This is a genomic window from Aeribacillus sp. FSL K6-3256 (genome assembly GCF_037965805.1).
GTDB lineage: Bacteria > Bacillota > Bacilli > Bacillales > Aeribacillaceae > Aeribacillus > Aeribacillus composti.
In genome coordinates this window covers 297,028-312,492 of the sequence record NZ_CP150188.1, presented here as the reverse complement: position 1 = coordinate 312,492, position 15,465 = coordinate 297,028, and the positions used below count along the sequence as shown (strand labels likewise).

General features: G+C 38.7%; 13 protein-coding genes. All 13 read right to left on the bottom strand.

Annotation, left to right across the window (positions count from 1 at the left end; genetic code table 11):
- Positions 1-2: 2 nt before the first annotated feature.
- The 13 genes from NSQ84_RS01595 to NSQ84_RS01535 all read right to left on the bottom strand — a co-directional run bounded on the left by NSQ84_RS01595 (position 3) and on the right by NSQ84_RS01535 (position 15,159).
- Entirely contained in the window at positions 3-665 is a 663-nt protein-coding gene (locus NSQ84_RS01595) for a methionine ABC transporter permease (protein WP_066247161.1), read from the bottom strand.
- Positions 655-1,680, bottom strand: coding sequence for a methionine ABC transporter ATP-binding protein (locus NSQ84_RS01590; RefSeq protein WP_066247164.1), 1,026 nt, complete (start codon positions 1,678-1,680; stop codon positions 655-657). The genes NSQ84_RS01595 and NSQ84_RS01590 overlap by 11 nt, the downstream gene beginning before the upstream one ends.
- Before the next feature lie 342 nt (positions 1,681-2,022).
- Complete coding sequence (locus tag NSQ84_RS01585; protein WP_339212182.1) at positions 2,023-3,231, bottom strand: acyl-CoA dehydrogenase family protein; 1,209 nt, start codon at positions 3,229-3,231, stop codon at positions 2,023-2,025.
- A 22-nt stretch (positions 3,232-3,253) separates the two neighbouring features.
- Positions 3,254-4,486, bottom strand: a complete 1,233-nt coding sequence (locus tag NSQ84_RS01580) for an acyl-CoA dehydrogenase family protein (RefSeq protein ID WP_066247169.1) — start codon at positions 4,484-4,486, stop codon at positions 3,254-3,256.
- A gap of 106 nt (positions 4,487-4,592) precedes the next feature.
- The gene (locus NSQ84_RS01575; RefSeq protein WP_066247172.1) at positions 4,593-5,969 is read right to left on the bottom strand and encodes an LLM class flavin-dependent oxidoreductase; all 1,377 of its coding nucleotides are present in this window, start codon (positions 5,967-5,969) and stop codon (positions 4,593-4,595) included.
- A 217-nt stretch (positions 5,970-6,186) separates the two neighbouring features.
- Positions 6,187-7,575 (bottom strand): LLM class flavin-dependent oxidoreductase, encoded by a 1,389-nt coding sequence (locus NSQ84_RS01570; protein ID WP_066247175.1) that lies wholly within the window; start codon positions 7,573-7,575, stop codon positions 6,187-6,189.
- Between the two features lie 442 nt (positions 7,576-8,017).
- Complete coding sequence (gene ssuE / locus NSQ84_RS01565) at positions 8,018-8,560, bottom strand: NADPH-dependent FMN reductase (protein WP_063386539.1); 543 nt, start codon at positions 8,558-8,560, stop codon at positions 8,018-8,020.
- A 42-nt stretch (positions 8,561-8,602) separates the two neighbouring features.
- Positions 8,603-9,784, bottom strand: coding sequence for an acyl-CoA dehydrogenase family protein (locus NSQ84_RS01560; RefSeq protein ID WP_133309089.1), 1,182 nt, complete (start codon positions 9,782-9,784; stop codon positions 8,603-8,605).
- A 69-nt stretch (positions 9,785-9,853) separates the two neighbouring features.
- Positions 9,854-10,186, bottom strand: a complete 333-nt coding sequence (locus NSQ84_RS01555) for a hypothetical protein (protein WP_235600401.1) — start codon at positions 10,184-10,186, stop codon at positions 9,854-9,856.
- A 269-nt stretch (positions 10,187-10,455) separates the two neighbouring features.
- Positions 10,456-11,532 carry a dimethylsulfone monooxygenase SfnG gene (gene sfnG / locus NSQ84_RS01550; protein ID WP_066247181.1) on the bottom strand — a complete coding sequence of 359 codons (1,077 nt, stop codon included), beginning with the start codon at positions 11,530-11,532 and terminating at the stop codon, positions 10,456-10,458.
- Positions 11,533-12,054: 522 nt separating this feature from the next.
- Positions 12,055-12,528 (bottom strand): PCYCGC motif-containing (lipo)protein, encoded by a 474-nt coding sequence (locus NSQ84_RS01545; protein ID WP_130157505.1) that lies wholly within the window; start codon positions 12,526-12,528, stop codon positions 12,055-12,057.
- 471 nt (positions 12,529-12,999) lie between these two features.
- On the bottom strand, positions 13,000-14,361 hold the full coding sequence (gene brnQ / locus NSQ84_RS01540) for a branched-chain amino acid transport system II carrier protein (RefSeq protein ID WP_063386535.1): 1,362 nt from the start codon (positions 14,359-14,361) through the stop codon (positions 13,000-13,002).
- Positions 14,362-14,682: 321 nt separating this feature from the next.
- Positions 14,683-15,159 (bottom strand): flavin reductase family protein, encoded by a 477-nt coding sequence (locus NSQ84_RS01535; protein WP_063386534.1) that lies wholly within the window; start codon positions 15,157-15,159, stop codon positions 14,683-14,685.
- Positions 15,160-15,465 lie beyond the last annotated feature (306 nt).

Genomic DNA, 15,465 nt, shown 5'->3' with positions numbered 1-15,465 from the left:
ATCTATCTGCGTAAAAAGAAACGTGAAAGCATGTTGCCAATAAATTGAGCAATTTGAACAAGAATAATTAATATGACAACCGTAACAATCATGACGGATGTATCAAACCGCTGATAACCATATGTCATCGCAAGATCCCCAAGGCCCCCTCCGCCGACCGTTCCAGCCATGGCGGAAAAATCAATAAGTCCTACGGTGATAAATGTAATTCCTAAAATTAAAGGCCCTAATGCTTCGGGGATTAGTACCCCAAATATTATTTGAATGGGTGATGCCCCCATCGCCTTTGCAGCCTCGATAATACCTGGATCAATTGAGACTAAATTATTTTCTACCACCCTGGCAATGGCAAAAGCTGCAGCAATGGTCATCGGAAAAATAGCCGCTGTCGTTCCAATTGTAGTTCCCACAACGAATCGCGTAAGCGGACTGATGGCAACTAAAAATATGATGAACGGTATAGGTCGAATAATATTGATTAATAAATTCAAAAATGAAAAGATGAATCTATTTTCTAAAATATTGCCTTTACGGGTGACAAATAGCAGTAGTCCCATGATAATTCCTAAAATACTAGCAAAAATCAATGTGAAAATGACCATTGTAATCGTTTCACCTGTTGCTTGAAGTATTCTAGGCCAAAACGTCGTCCAATCAACTTTCACCGTTTGTGACCTCCCTTACTTCAACTATCTCTGTCAACTCTTTTAATACTTCTTCAATTTGAGAATCAGCTCCAATGAATTCCACGATTAAATTGCCAAACAATTGATTTTGAAGTTCATTGATGCTTCCGTAAATGATATTAAAGTGAATATTATGTTTAGCTGTTAATGTCGATAATATAGGTTGACTCGCAGTGTCTCCTGAAAATACAATTCGATAAAGCTTTCTTTCATGATCCTTCCTTAACTTTTCAAGCAAGCTCGAAGATAATTTTTCATTTACAACCGAACTGATAAAATTTTTCGTCGTTTTTTCTTGAGGATTTGAAAATATATTAAAAACCTCACCCTCTTCAATGATTCTCCCGTTTTCCATAACCGCTACGCGATTGCAAATTTTTCGAATCACGTTCATTTCATGTGTTATTAATAAAATCGTAATATTGAATTCTTCATTCACTTTTTTCAATAGATTTAATATTTCATTAGTGGTTTCTGGATCTAAAGCCGAGGTAGCCTCATCACATAACAGAATGTCTGGTGAAGTTGCAAGCGCTCGTGCAATCCCTACTCTTTGTTTTTGACCTCCAGACAACTGTTCTGGAAATTTGTCAGCTTTGTCTTCAAGACCAACAAATTGTAATAGCTCTGTAACTCGTTGATGGATTTCCTCCTTCGATTTATTCTCCAATTTTAAAGGGTAAGCAATATTGCCATATACCGTGCGAGAATTAAATAGATTAAATGTTTGAAAAATCATTCCAATTTTTCTTCTTAATTGCCGCAGATCTTTCGAAGATATGGAATTCAAATCATAATTATCGACTATAATATTTCCTTTTGTCGGACGTTCGAGTAAATTCACTAACCTAAGCAGTGTACTTTTTCCGGCTCCGCTAAAGCCGATGATTCCAAAAATGTCGCCTTTTTTAATGTGAAGCGAAACATCTTTTACAGCTTCTACTTTTTTCCCACCGGACTCGTATATTTTGCTAACTCTCTCTAGCCTAATCATCAATTTCCTCCACCAACCGAAAATTTATCCAAATCTATATACAATATCCCCTTTGTTCAAAACGTTTAATGCGGGAACTACTCGAGCGTTTGGGGATGGTGCTTCTCCCATCTTAACTCTTTATGTTTAATTTAATTTGTTTAACTTGGAAAAATGGCGATGAACCATAATACTTTGACACATTTGTGCAATGCAAAAAATTTTTTTCCTTGTCATATTGTGAAAAAGAAAGGCCTTAATTTCATTTTTCATGAAATTAAGGCCTCTGGTGTTCCAGTCAGCAAATATTATGCACTTTTCTGCTCAGCAGCAGAAAATGCTCCCACAGTCTCCAGCATCCTCCTATTTAAATTGCACTTCTTTCAAACTATTTCGATATTCTTCAATCACGGATTTCGAAATTTGACTCACGACCATGTCATTTAAAGGAGGATTATATAAACCACACTGAACATCCCTAAAATGTCTTTCTAATGGCAAATCTTTCGATAACGAATGACCGCCTGCGATTCTCATAGCCAGCTCTACTATTTTGATCGCATTATTACATACTGTATATTTTGTAATAGAGACTTCATTGCTTAACTTATCTCGAACATGTAAATTTCGGTCCCATTTTTCAGCTAAACCGTATAACAGGTATCTTGATACAGCGATTAAAATTTCGATTTCTCCAATTTTATCCTGAACATGCGGCGCCTCTAGAATAACATCTCCTAGACTTGGTGAAAATTTCTCAGCCGCATACTTTAAAATAAAATCTCTGGCAGCAATCGCAATCCCTAAATAAATGGCTGTCAACTGCAGCGTGTAGGCACTGCTGTTGCCCTTAAAGCGGTTGTTCTTCCCCTTGTCAATGTAAGACAATAACGCCTCTTCCGGCACAAACACATCATGCAGTTCGATATCATGGCTGCCTGTTGCTCTCATTCCCAAAACATTCCATGTATCTATCAATTGTACCGAATCATTTTTTTTAATTAAAAATTCGGCCGTTTTATCTTCTTCTTCGACATATGCCAAAATCGTAAAATGCGACACAATTGGCGCCAATGTTGCAAATGCCTTTCTTCCTGAAATGATATATCCGTCTTTCGTTTTTCTCGCAATTGTTGATGGGGTTCCGCCTCTTACAATATTGCCTGATGTCCGCTCCGTGACAAAAACATTTAATAATGAACCTTCCTCAACGGCCTCTCTGCATATTTTCGCAAAAATTTCTTCTTTCCAAGGCCGGAAATCCCTAAGGCTAAAGAATGCCATTAAGTGCCATCCTATCGCCAGTGCCGTAGAACCACAGGCTTTCGCTAATCGTTCTTGTACAAGCAAAATTTCATATAATGAAAGTTCTTCACCGCCATATTCTTTAGGGATTGTTAGCTTATGATAACCCTCTTTTTTCAGGATTTCGATATGCTCAAACGGAAATTCTCCTGTTTCATCATATTTATCAGCTGTCTGTCGAATTTTCTCTGCAATGCGCTCCGCATATTCTACGAGCCTTGCATCTCGTTCATTTCGAATCGTCTGATTGCTTGCGTTAAAATCCATTGTGCATCCTCCAATAAAATCCTTAGAAGTAAACCTCTCTTATCGGAAGCTTCGTACCATTCACAACATAATCGCCAATAGCTCTTGCTTTGTAGGCTATCGGATTATGGGAAGCAAGTGTGCGAATATTGCGCCAGTGGCGGTCAAAATGCTTGGATTGTCTCGTAGCTGAAGCGCCGCCAACCTCAAAGAGAAGTGTAGCTGCTTGTAATGCAAGGTGATCGATAATAACTTTCGCCTGAGCAGCTCGCAGGGAAGCCTCATGACTTAAATCAAAGTCTATTTCTCCATTAACCGCCTCATTCACTGCTATGTCTAATGTATCTGCGGCAGCCAGCACAAGTGCTTCTGCGGCAAACGCGCTGCTTGAAAGCTGCCCAATAATTTGCTGAAGCAGCGGATCAGCCGCTGGCGTATCTGCCGATGCAAAAGTAAAGGTTCTGGATCTTCCTTGAACTAAAGCTTTAGCGTCTGTCACCACATTCCGCAAAATACCCGCTATCACTCCTTGCAGATAGAGCTGTAAAAATGAATTGAAAGGCGTCTTCGTCTCATCAATAAATGTTACTTCTTCTCGATTGACATATACATTGTTTAAGCGTGTTGTACCGCTTCCTGTTAATTTTTGTCCGATACCATCCCAGTCATCTTCAATGATGACGCCATCACGATTTGTCGGAATAAACGCGGAAACAGGTTTTCCTTCAGGGGTTGATGCCATAACGATTACCCAGTCGGAATATATGGTACCGGTGCTAAAATATTTCGTACCGCTTAATCGGTACCCTTCGCCATCTTGAGTCAAAGTTGTTTCAAAAATCAAATGACCAACATTTTTTGATGAAATTTCCGTAAAGGCATTCCCAATAATATCTCCTTTTGCCACGATTCCCAACAATTGCTCACGTCGTTCTTTATCCGGATTTCGAAGTATTTCTTCTACTTGCCAATAATGGGCACGAAGGCTGTGCGCCACATCCGGATCGGCTTCAGCTAAACGGATTAGGACATAGAAAAGATCACGAATACTAGCTCCTCCACCGCCTAGTTCAACAGGCAGACGTAAAGCACCCAATCGAGATTGCCGAATTAAATCGAAGGCATGATAAGGCAGTTCTTCACTGCCGGCATTTCTTCGTTCCTCAGCGTCTTTAGCAATTACATCAATCAATTGATCTAATTCAGGCGAATCAACTTTTACCGGACCGTTAAAAGTCAAAGAGCTTGCTTCATTTAATTGATTTTGAATTGACATCTTTTATGCACTCCTTTAATCGTATTTTAAATTTCACTATTCACATCTTTTTAGTAATATTTATTTGTAAAAAAAAGAGCCAAACAGCAATTACAAGCACCTCAGATCAATTTACAGGGCTTTTCTCTGCAAATGCACCTCGGTATTTTGCAGCAGGATGACGCTCATTGAGACGATCTGTCCCAAACAATTTGCGCCGCAATGTTCCTGGCTTTCCATATCCATTGCGCGCTAAACCGCGCTTTCGAAGCACAGGCATGACTTGATCAATAAATTCTTCATAGGAACCGGGAATCGTCGCATTGATGACATTGATGCCGTCAACACCTGCATCCCTCCAAAGCTCAAGCTGGTCTGCAATCATTTCAGGAGTGCCGACAATACGGTTTGTTTTGCTCCTGAGCCTAGCAAGATCTCTAACTGTAGGAGTCCTTCCCGGCGTGCTTTGCTTTAGCCATTCATATGTGCTTCTGATCCCTTCAGTTTTGATATCTTCCAATGGAGTATCTAAAGTAGCATTCCCTAAATCAATTCCCATCCCCCCAGCGGAATGAGCGATCATCATATCGAAATCAATCTTATTTTCAAGTTCATATTCTTTTTGCCGAGCTTCTTCCTCCGTCTTTCCGACCACAAAGTACAATCCCTGATAAAAGTGGATATCCTCACTCTTTCTGCCATTTTCAACCGCCAACCTTCGTGTTTCATCGATCAGCTTGCGGGCATTTTCAGGATCAGGTGCTCCAATGAAGATCGCTTCAGCATTGCGAGCCGAAAAATCTCTGCCAGTAGGGGACGAACCAGCTTGAAAAAGCAACGGTGTGCGCTGCGGTGATGGAGCCACTAAGTGCGGTCCTTCCACCTTGTAGCGCTTGCCGACATGATGAATTTTATGGACTTTCGCCGGATCCGCATGAATTCCGCTTTCACGGTCCTGCAAAAGCGCTCCTTCATCCCATGAACCTTCCCAAAGCTTATATAAAACATCAACATATTCATCCAGCCACTCATATCGTTCATCATGCGGAACTAAGCCGTCATAGCCAAAGTTGCGAAAGGCATTTGCTGAGTAGCTGGTAACCATGTTCCAGGCAATTCGTCCTTTGGTGATGTGATCTAATGTTGATACACGGCGTGCAAAGTTAAAGGGAGGTTCTTGAACCGGAGCCGCCGTAAAAGCTAAGCCCAAATGTTTTGTATTTACTGCAAGTGCTGAAAGCAGTACCATTGGGTCATTACTAGGTACTTGCAAGCCATTTTCAATATGGAAATCCCATCCTCCTCGAAAGTCATTGTACAGCCCGACGACGTCGGCGAAAAAGATGACGTCAAAACCTCCCTCATCCAGCCGTTTCGCTAAAGAAACCCAAAGATTTACGTCATTAAAGTTAAGCTGATGACCTTCTTGATCACGCCACATCCCGTGAAGAATGTGAGAAGGTGTATTCATAACAAAAGCAGAAAATGATAATGGCTTTGTCATATTCCCTATATCTCCATTTATCCTAAAAATTTGTTTAACCAAAAAAAGAATTCATTTCATAAACGACTTAAAGGACTTATGAATCCGCAGCAAAATTGGCAACAAGTCAAATAAAGATGATGCAAAAGTAATACTGACTAACGACTAACCTACAGTTTCTTTTTTTCAAGGCTGATCATATGAAGTTCAAAGCTTCTTTTGATACAAAAAAGTAAGGTTAATCCTGCAGTTGATAGCTTAAATTTCTATATTTAGCTCCAATATGGTCTTCCGGTAAACGGGACTGGCCTTTGCCAAACAATTTTTCCCGCAAAGTTCCTTCTTCATATTCTTTTTTCACGACTCCACGTTGTTGAAGCTCCGGAATGACAAGATCAACAAAATCTTTAAAAGTTCCCGGCGTTATTGCATAGGCGAGATTAAATCCATCGATATCCGTATCTTCAATCCATTCCTCAAACGTATCAGCTATTTGCTTTGGTGTTCCGACTACTACAGGACCCATTCCGCCTATTCCAGCAAAATTCGCCAGCTCGCGGACAGTCCATTTTTTATTTGGACTTGCTTTCGTTAATGATTCGAGCACTGATTTGATGGCGTTAGTATCAATGTATTCAATTTCTTGATCAGGATCATATTTTGAAAAATCAACACCTGACCAGCCGCCTAATAAAGAAAGGGCCCCTTCATAGCTGATATATTGCGATAATTCTTCATATTTCGCCCACGCTTCCTCCTCCGTCCGCCCAACAATCGGTGTGAACAAAGCGAATACTTTTATGCTTTGCGGATCCCTGCCAAATTCAGCAGCCTGGGCTCTTAAATTTTTAACATATGAAGCGATAGGCTCTTTTCCTGGCATCGAAACAAATGTGCACTCAGCATGTTTTGCTGCAAATTGACGCCCTCTCGCTGAAGCGCCTGCTTGATATAAAACAGGTGTTCTTTGCGGCGACGGCTCGCACAAATGAATGCCTGGCACATTAAAATATTTGCCGTGATGATTTATTTCATGAACTTTCGCTGGGTCTGTGAAAATTTTTCTATCTCTATCTTTTATAACAGCATCGTCTTCCCAGCTGCCTTCCCATAATTTATAGCAAACTTCCAAATATTCTTCCGCAATATTATATCGTTCTGAATGGAGGAACCGATCGCCAATATCGATGTTTTTCGTTCCGCTTTCCAAATAGGAAGTAACAATATTCCAGCCTACTCGGCCCTTTGTTAAATGGTCTAAAGTCGACATTCTGCGTGCAAATGTATATGGATGCTCAAATGTTGTAGAGCATGTGATCCCAAAGCCTAAATGCTCCGTTGCATGCGCCATTGCAGAAACAAGTAAAATAGGGTCATTGACTGGAACTTGGGTTGCTTCACGTACTGCTGTTGTTTTATCATTTCCATACACATCATAAATGCCGATTACATCTGCAATAAATAATCCATCGAACCGCCCTTTTTCCAGTAATTGCGCCAGCTCAACCCAATATTCAATATCTTTATATCGGTATGACTGATCTTCAGGATGCACCCATAATCCCGGAGATTGATGCGCCACACAATTCATATCAAAAGCGTTTAAATAAATTCGCTTTTTCTTCATATGATTTCCTCCCGACTAACCGTATATTTGACATTGTCGTTTAGTTATCATTCCATGGACCGATAATGTCTGTGATTCTATATATCAAAACTGAAATGGAGTGGGATCATTTTTGAAAGGTACGTGTCTCTTTCTCAAATACTTGTTGTTACATCTTTTTCTTCGTTTTATTTAAAGGTTTATAACGAAAAAAACAGAGACTATCTTTGCAAGTACGAAACTTGCGATGATATGTCTCTGGTTGTCCAGTCAACATGATACATTTGATCGTATGAAATTTTTGCTAAAGTAATATATTTCCCTATACAAAGGTAAGAATTTTTTGGTTGGAATCAACGGCAGCTTAAGCAATTTATTGGTGACAGTTCTGTCACCATTATTTTCCATCTCCGTGAGCAGGATGAAACATCCTTTCTGTTCGGTGCAAACAATATATAAATCACTATTTTAATTGTTCAACTTTTAACCGGCTTAATAGATCATTCAATGATGTTTGTAATCTCGATTCTATTTCCGCATCAATAAAAGTAACCTGATCTTCGTGATAGCCAATTTGAGAATCTACGAAATACACTCCTTTTAAAATCTCCTGGCTGCCTAACACAGAAGCAATCGGCTTAATAGCATATTCCAATGTTAAAAGATGAGCTGCTGTTCCGCCGGTAACCACTGGGAGAACAACTTTATCAACGAATCCTTTTTCAGGAATGAAATCTAACAGGGCTTTTAACACCCCTGGATAGCTTGCTTTATATACAGGACTTACAATAATAACTGCCTGTGCTTGTTCAATCTGTGCTAAAACCTCTTGAATTTTTGGGCTGTTGAAGTTGGCAAATAAAAGATCTTCTGCCGGCAGGTCACGAACTGAAATGGTAGACGCATTCAGCCCTTCAGCCTTGATCCTTTTTTCTAAATAAGCTGAGATAGCTAAGCTTCTTGATGGTTTAGATGGACTTCCGGAAATAATCACGATATTTGACATAATGTCATCACCTTTCTTCAATTAAATTCGATCGTTTTAACATTAAGAATACGGTGTAATCTCAGGTAATTTACCGTTAAGAGCCCATTCTCCGATATCACGGATTTTATATTCAATGGGATCATGCAACGTGTGAGTCCTTACATTTCGCCAAAAGCGGTCAAACCGATATTTTCCTAAAGTTGCCCTTGCCCCCATTACTTCAAACATACGGCTGGTAACCTCTAAAGCTGCTTTTGCTGTTGCAACCTTTGCAGTCGCAATGATAATTCCACACTCTCCACGTTCCTGTTCTGTTAATGCCCTTTCTTTATCCCATGCTTCTTGCAGAGCATTTGAAGCGTCTTGGGCCAATGCAGCTGCAGCTTTTAACTGCACATATAAATCTCCATACTGGCGAATCGTATATGGATCGCTCGTCGCCTGATCTACTTTAGAGGTCAGCCAAGGACGAGTGATATTTTTCGTATAGTTTTTCGCTTCTTCAAATGCTCCCTCCGCAATTCCAAGAAGAACATGAACTAAAATGGTTTGAGCAGTATGCGTCCTTATAGTAGGGAAAAAGCTTTCAGGTTCTTGTTCATAGAAAGTTAATATCTCTTCTTCCTTCAGCAGTACATCTTGAAAAACAACAGTGCCGCTATCCGTTTGCCGTTGGCCGAAGCTATCCCAATCATCATTAATGATTATTCCTGTCCGATTAGTAGGAATAACGGCAATAACAGGGCGATCTTGATTTGGACTTTTAGCTGATATAAGCAGCCGGTCTGAATCTTTAGCACCCGAGCAAAAGCTTTTTTTCCCAATTAGCTTTAACTGATCCCCTTCTCGCTTTACGAGCAAGCTTTCATCAAGAGGATTATAGGTATTTCCCCAAAACAAATTATTTTCAGCCGTTTCCTTATAATACTTCTCTTTCTGCTGAGGGGAACCGAATAGATGTACGGATGTCAAGCATAAGAAATGATAGCCGAATAAGTGAGCCAATGACCCGTCTACTTTTGCCAGCTCACGTGTAATTTGCAGCACAGCTTTCCAATCCTTCCCCAGTCCGCCTAAAGACTTCGGGATGATAAGTGAAAGTAATCCGCTTTTTCTAAGCAGATCACGTTCTGCTTTTGCTGTTCCTCCTCGTTCATCCCTTTCAATTGCAGTTTTAGCAAACTCCTTTGCTAACTGCAAAGCTGTGTCAAGGTAATGATCTGTTCCTTCTGCAACACTCATCATTAGTTACCCCTTTGTCTTCTTTATCTAAATAATGTTTGTGATTAATAGTTTACTGACATAATCGTTCTATTGTTCCATTATTTCATTCATAAATTGATGAAGCTTCTTTGAAAGACCTCCGTTTCCAAAACGGATATATTTGCGTTTTTTAAAATCCGCATCTTCTCTTTTGACAAATTCCAGAAAAGCTAAAATATAAATTCGACGATGAATAATAGAAACGACTCCATTTGTATAAAACCAATTGTCAATCGTATTGAAAACACCTTTATTTATCCGATAATTCTTTTGGCACCAAAGGAAAAATTGTAAATCCGGCAAATTCAAATATTCATTTTCTCGCAAAGATTTTTGTTTTTCCGCTTTATAATCCAATATGTTCACATAACTATTTGCCACCGCTAATCCACCTTTCCATGTTTGTAAAAAAAGGAAAGAGACTCTCATTTCAAGAAATATGATCTTGAATTGAGAGCCTCTAGTTGTCCAGTCAGCATTCATCAAACTATTTTGTTTATAACTAAATTAATACATATTATTCCTATATGTCAAGTATTATTTAAAGAAAGAGACTCCTCATTTCTTGATGTTGAATGCCCAACATCATTCGTATTCATTTGTTAGTTGTTCCGAAAGCTTACTCATTTCGAGTCTTATGCTTCTTTATATTAGTTGGCTAGGATTCCCTCCAATTTTGCTTCTTTTTCTCTTACGAGCGGAATGACTTTTTCACCAAAGGCTTTTAAGTCTTCATCGTAATGTAAAAATCCTGTCAAAACAATATCGACTCCTATTTTTTTCAGCTCAATGATGCGATCTGCCACTTGTTCTGCCGTCCCAATCAAACCTGTTTTGAAACCGTCATTATATTGCACAAGATCTTCGAAGGTGGATTCCGCCCACATTCCTTCACCTTCAGGAGAGGCTTTCCCTGCGAATTTCACTTGACTTTCAAAGCCTTCCACAGCTTCTTTATCTGCATGTAAAACAATATCTTTTAAAACTTGTTTTGCTTCTTCTTCTGTATCACGAACAATCACGAAGCCATTAACACCGAATTGGATGTTTCTTCCGTTCGATTCAGCCAATGATTTCACATGATTAATTTGCTTTTTCAGATTTTCCAGCGAGTTTCCATTCATGAAATAAACATCTGAAACTCGTCCAGCCATTTCTCTTGCTGCTTTCGAGTTTCCGCCTTGGAAAATTTTCGGGATATTAATAGGTTTAGGCTTTAATGGCGCTTCATTTATACGATAAAAATCTCCTTTAAAAGTAGTGGTTTCCTTTGTCCACAAATCTCGTAGAACCTGTATAAATTCTTCAGACCGTCGATAACGTTCATCATGGTCTAACCACGGTTCCCCATAACCGATAAATTCATTTTTAAACCATCCGCTGACAATATTAATTGAAGCACGACCATTACTGATATGATCAATCGTTGAAATAATTTTTGCTATGACACCTGGATGCCATAGACCGGGCAGCACAGCTGTAATAATGTTTAATTTTTTGGTACTAGCGGCAAGTGCAGAAGCAAGCGCAGCGGCTTCTAATTGTTTTTCAGCTCCGTAGCTGGCGAAAAATCTTGTTTGCAGCAGGACGTAATCAAAACCATTTTCTTCAGCTATTTGTGCATAACGTTTGTTATCCTCAAATGACCAGCCTGTTTTCTGTGGCAGATTAGAGATCACAAGCCCTCCACTAACGTTTGGCGCCCAATAAGCAAATTGTAAACCCATTGATTTTCCCTCCTTAAATTTTAATAAAAAAGGCTCATATCAGATCCCTAATATTAGGAACTGATATGAGCCTCTGGCGGTCCAGTGGGCAACCGGATAAAAGTAAAAGATTTAAGTATGATATTAATTCCATTATTCCTATTTGTCAAGTATGTTTTTAAAAATTTCGACTTTTCTTGCTAGTTTTATTAGATCAGTCCTTAGAATTAGACATGAGGGAAAGGCAGAATGGAAAATGGGTCATGGAGCGAAAGGGAATATGATTATATATAATGGAGCAGGGAAATAAATAATTCTTTCTTGGAAAGCGTGGAGGATCGGTCAAAAAAAAAAGCCGAAGGAGCTTTCTCCGACAATTTTATTATGTAAAAATAACAAAAAAACAGTATTGATGGATATTCAAGATTAAATGTCTAATCACAAGCCTTTTTCCATCATGATCAAGTCCTGAGGACAAAAACAGTTTCGACAAAGCATAAAACATAGAAAAGATGAAACCAATAATTGGTCTCATCCTTTTCTTTATAACGGCATTGGTGTGTCTGTCGGGTTCGCATAGCCTTCTTTGTATTTTTCATCTATATATTGGCGAATTTCTTTTACCGTTTTTCCATCTTGCTTCATTTTGATTGCTTCTGCTGCAATTTCTAAGCAGACGTTGCAGCGTGTTCCATGGTCATCCCATACAACAGAACTATTTTGATTTACTTGCTTAACAAAACAATTTAGACTGCTCCGATGTCCGGCATGGTCGCCGCAGCCACAATAACAAGGAATCCATTGCAGCAGTTCCATTGATTTTCCGGCTGCTTGATAGATGATTTGAATGTTTTCGCTATATTCATTTAAAAAGGTCGGCAGTTCATCCCTTGAAGCAGTTGTTTCCCACAAGTCGCCATTCGGCGCGTGCTCCATGGTTGATTGTTCTTTATTTGAACTGCAAGCAGAAATGATTATTGTAATAAATAGTAATACCAATAATTGTTTGGCTTTCACAACGTCACACTTCCTTTTATAAAGTGTAATGAAATCCTTCTTTTCTGTTCATCAACTAATCACAAATTGCATTCAGCTGCCGAACATAGAACCATCTAGCGGCCGATGTTACCCTTACAATATAATTCCTATTTCCCTTCCTTAAAGTTTTTCTCTCAATTAATAAAGTCTAATGAACGGCATACATCTTCAAAGCTTCTGATATCATTCCATTATATTGTAAAGGGGATACTTCTAGCAGCTGCTAAAATATCCTTTATTTTTAAATCCGAACTTGCGAAGGGTGGATAGACTTTAACCTCTACAAGAAAAATACCATAATCACTAAATAATAAAAAGAATCTTCCTTTACTTTATAAAAAATTGTCAATGGTCAAGTTTGATCAAAAAAAGGAACCTTCCTTAAGAAAGTTCCTTTTTTATAGCTTGCAAAAATTCAAACTATTCTTTCTATTATTATAATAGAACATTTTACGCTCTAACAGTTGATTTGGCCTGAACCCTTCCGACAATACCTGTAATAATAATGACAATGATCGCTGGAATAAACCAGCCGAGTCCTTGATTATAAAATGGCAATACTTGTTCATAGAACGAAACAATCGGTACCATCCATCCGAAATAATCAATTCCAAGTGAATTACATAATGATTTCAAACCATCAAAAATACTAATTAAAAATGTAACTCCAGTCGTTGAAGCATATACAATACGAGCATGATTGAAAAACGGCGACAAGAACGTTAATAACATCAAAACAATCGCAAGCGGATAGATGAACATTAAGACAGGGATAGAAAATGAAATAATGTTCGTTAATCCAAAGTTTGCTATTACAAAAGTAAGTAAGCTAAAGAAGACAACCCACGTTTTATAGCCGATTTTCGGAACCAACTTATGAAAATATTCAGCATTCGCCGTTATTAAACCAATGGCAGTCGTTAAACATGCAAGAATGATAATAATAGCCAGCATAATTAAGCCGAATGTGCCAAAATAGTGTGAAGCCGCTTTGCTGAGAACTGGTCCGCCTGTTTCAAAAATTCCGAAAGCTTCTGTACTTGTTGCTCCTAAATAAGCAATTCCTATATAAATCAGTGCAAGCAGTGAAATGGCAACAGTTCCTGATTTTGCTGTAGCTTTCATAATATCTTTTTTTGATGTTACACCTAATTTGCGAATGGCATTGATCACAATAATGCCAAATACAAGTGATGCAAGGGCGTCCATTGTATTATAGCCATCTATAAAGCCTTGAGCGAACGCATGAGTTTTATACACTCCTTGCGCTGAACCAATATCCCCAATAGGATTCACAACTACCATAAATAAAAGTATGGCAAGAAGAATCACAATTCCAGGCGCTAGAAGTTTTCCAACATTATCAACAATTTTAGCCGGATATAAAGAAAACCAAAAAGTCACAGCAAAAAATAGCAGTGTATAAATAAGCAATCCAACCTGATGAAATTCCTCTGCAACAAACGGCGCAATACCGACTTCATACGCAACAGTTCCAGTCCGCGGTGCTGCAAAAAAAGGACCAATTGTTAAATAGAGCAATGATGTGAGAAAGACGGCATAAGTCGGATGAACTCTACTAGAAAGCTCTTGTAAATCACTGCTTCCAGAAAAACTCATCGCAATAATCCCGAGGAACGGCAATCCGACTCCAGTAATAATAAATCCAGTCACAGCAAACCACAGATTCTCCCCGGCATTTTGTCCAAGCTGAGCTGGAAATATTAAATTCCCCGCCCCAAAAAATAGGGCAAACAACATAACACCAATAACAGTAAGTGATGAAAATGATAGCTTGTTATCCTTATCCATAATTATTGATCCCACCATGAGAAATTTTTTAAAATTAATTTATTAAAATAATTTACATGATTCGTACAATAAGTCGTATTATACTATTTTTTTATGAAAATTTCAATGAATTCATATACTTATAACTACGTACATTCACTTGAAAAAAACGCTTGAAGCAGGCGAAAATGAACGCCCGCTTCAAATAATCGTAAGTCATCATCGCTTATTCTTTAAAATCTTGCTTCAATCTTTAGCCGAACAAAACTATATTCTTATTTTTCGTCTCAAATAATAAAATTTGCAGGTCTTTTTAACCGGAACATTATTCTTATAAAAAGTTTAGCCTCCATAATAGAAACCGGTTTCTTTCAATGTTAGCGGATCGCCTTCCCGATGCACGCCGGCATTGATCACTTCACCGACGTAAATATAGTGGTCACCTTTTTCTATTTTTTCCACCACTTTACACTCAAAAAAGCTCAACGCATCTTTAAAAATCGGGCATCCTGTTTCTTCCGTATAAAATTCGTATCCAGCCAGCTTGTTTCCTTCCGGTTCAATGGATCGGAAAAAGGCAGTAACCATGTCCTTCTGACCCGTCTCCAAAATATTGACGCTAAATACTCCGCTTTTGGCAATTTGTTGTTGTGAACGTGTACCCGCTTTTGCGGCAACTGCAACTAAAGGCGGTTCAAAAGAGGTTTGCGTCAACCAATTTCCAGCAAATCCATTGGCACCGTTTTCATCTTTCGTTCCGACAATGTACAAGCCATATGTAATTCCACGTAAAGCCGTTTTTTTCGCCTTTGCATCCATGTTGAGCATCACCTTCCTTTGAAAACAATTTTTTGGATTGTTTTGGTATTTCCTTTAGCTTCATTTTAGGCAAACGATTAAAATATGTCCAGTTTCAGCTTATAGTTTGCCTAGAATATCGGCCAATTGTTCCATACTGCTTCCAATTTTCTCATAACGGCTTAACTTAAAGTGTCATATTATACAATAGAATGAAAATCAGCCTATTAACATATGAAACGCTGGTATGCGGCGGGCATACCAGCGCAGAAGGTGATCTGATGCTTTTAAGGCTTAACGGTACTCATTGTGTAAGTCTATATTGTA

Bases quoted from the DNA above. Each gene is read 5' to 3' on its own strand.
- NSQ84_RS01590 (WP_066247164.1), bottom strand. From the start codon at position 1,680: ATGATTAGGCTAGAGAGAGTTAGCAAAATATACGAGTCCGGTGGGAAA.
- NSQ84_RS01585 (WP_339212182.1), bottom strand. From the start codon at position 3,231: ATGGATTTTAACGCAAGCAATCAGACGATTCGAAATGAACGAGATGCA.
- NSQ84_RS01580 (WP_066247169.1), bottom strand. From the start codon at position 4,486: ATGTCAATTCAAAATCAATTAAATGAAGCAAGCTCTTTGACTTTTAAC.
- NSQ84_RS01575 (WP_066247172.1), bottom strand. From the start codon at position 5,969: ATGACAAAGCCATTATCATTTTCTGCTTTTGTTATGAATACACCTTCT.
- NSQ84_RS01570 (WP_066247175.1), bottom strand. From the start codon at position 7,575: ATGAAGAAAAAGCGAATTTATTTAAACGCTTTTGATATGAATTGTGTG.
- ssuE (WP_063386539.1), bottom strand. From the start codon at position 8,560: ATGTCAAATATCGTGATTATTTCCGGAAGTCCATCTAAACCATCAAGA.
- NSQ84_RS01560 (WP_133309089.1), bottom strand. From the start codon at position 9,784: ATGAGTGTTGCAGAAGGAACAGATCATTACCTTGACACAGCTTTGCAG.
- sfnG (WP_066247181.1), bottom strand. From the start codon at position 11,532: ATGGGTTTACAATTTGCTTATTGGGCGCCAAACGTTAGTGGAGGGCTT.
- brnQ (WP_063386535.1), bottom strand. From the start codon at position 14,361: ATGGATAAGGATAACAAGCTATCATTTTCATCACTTACTGTTATTGGT.
- NSQ84_RS01535 (WP_063386534.1), bottom strand. From the start codon at position 15,159: ATGGATGCAAAGGCGAAAAAAACGGCTTTACGTGGAATTACATATGGC.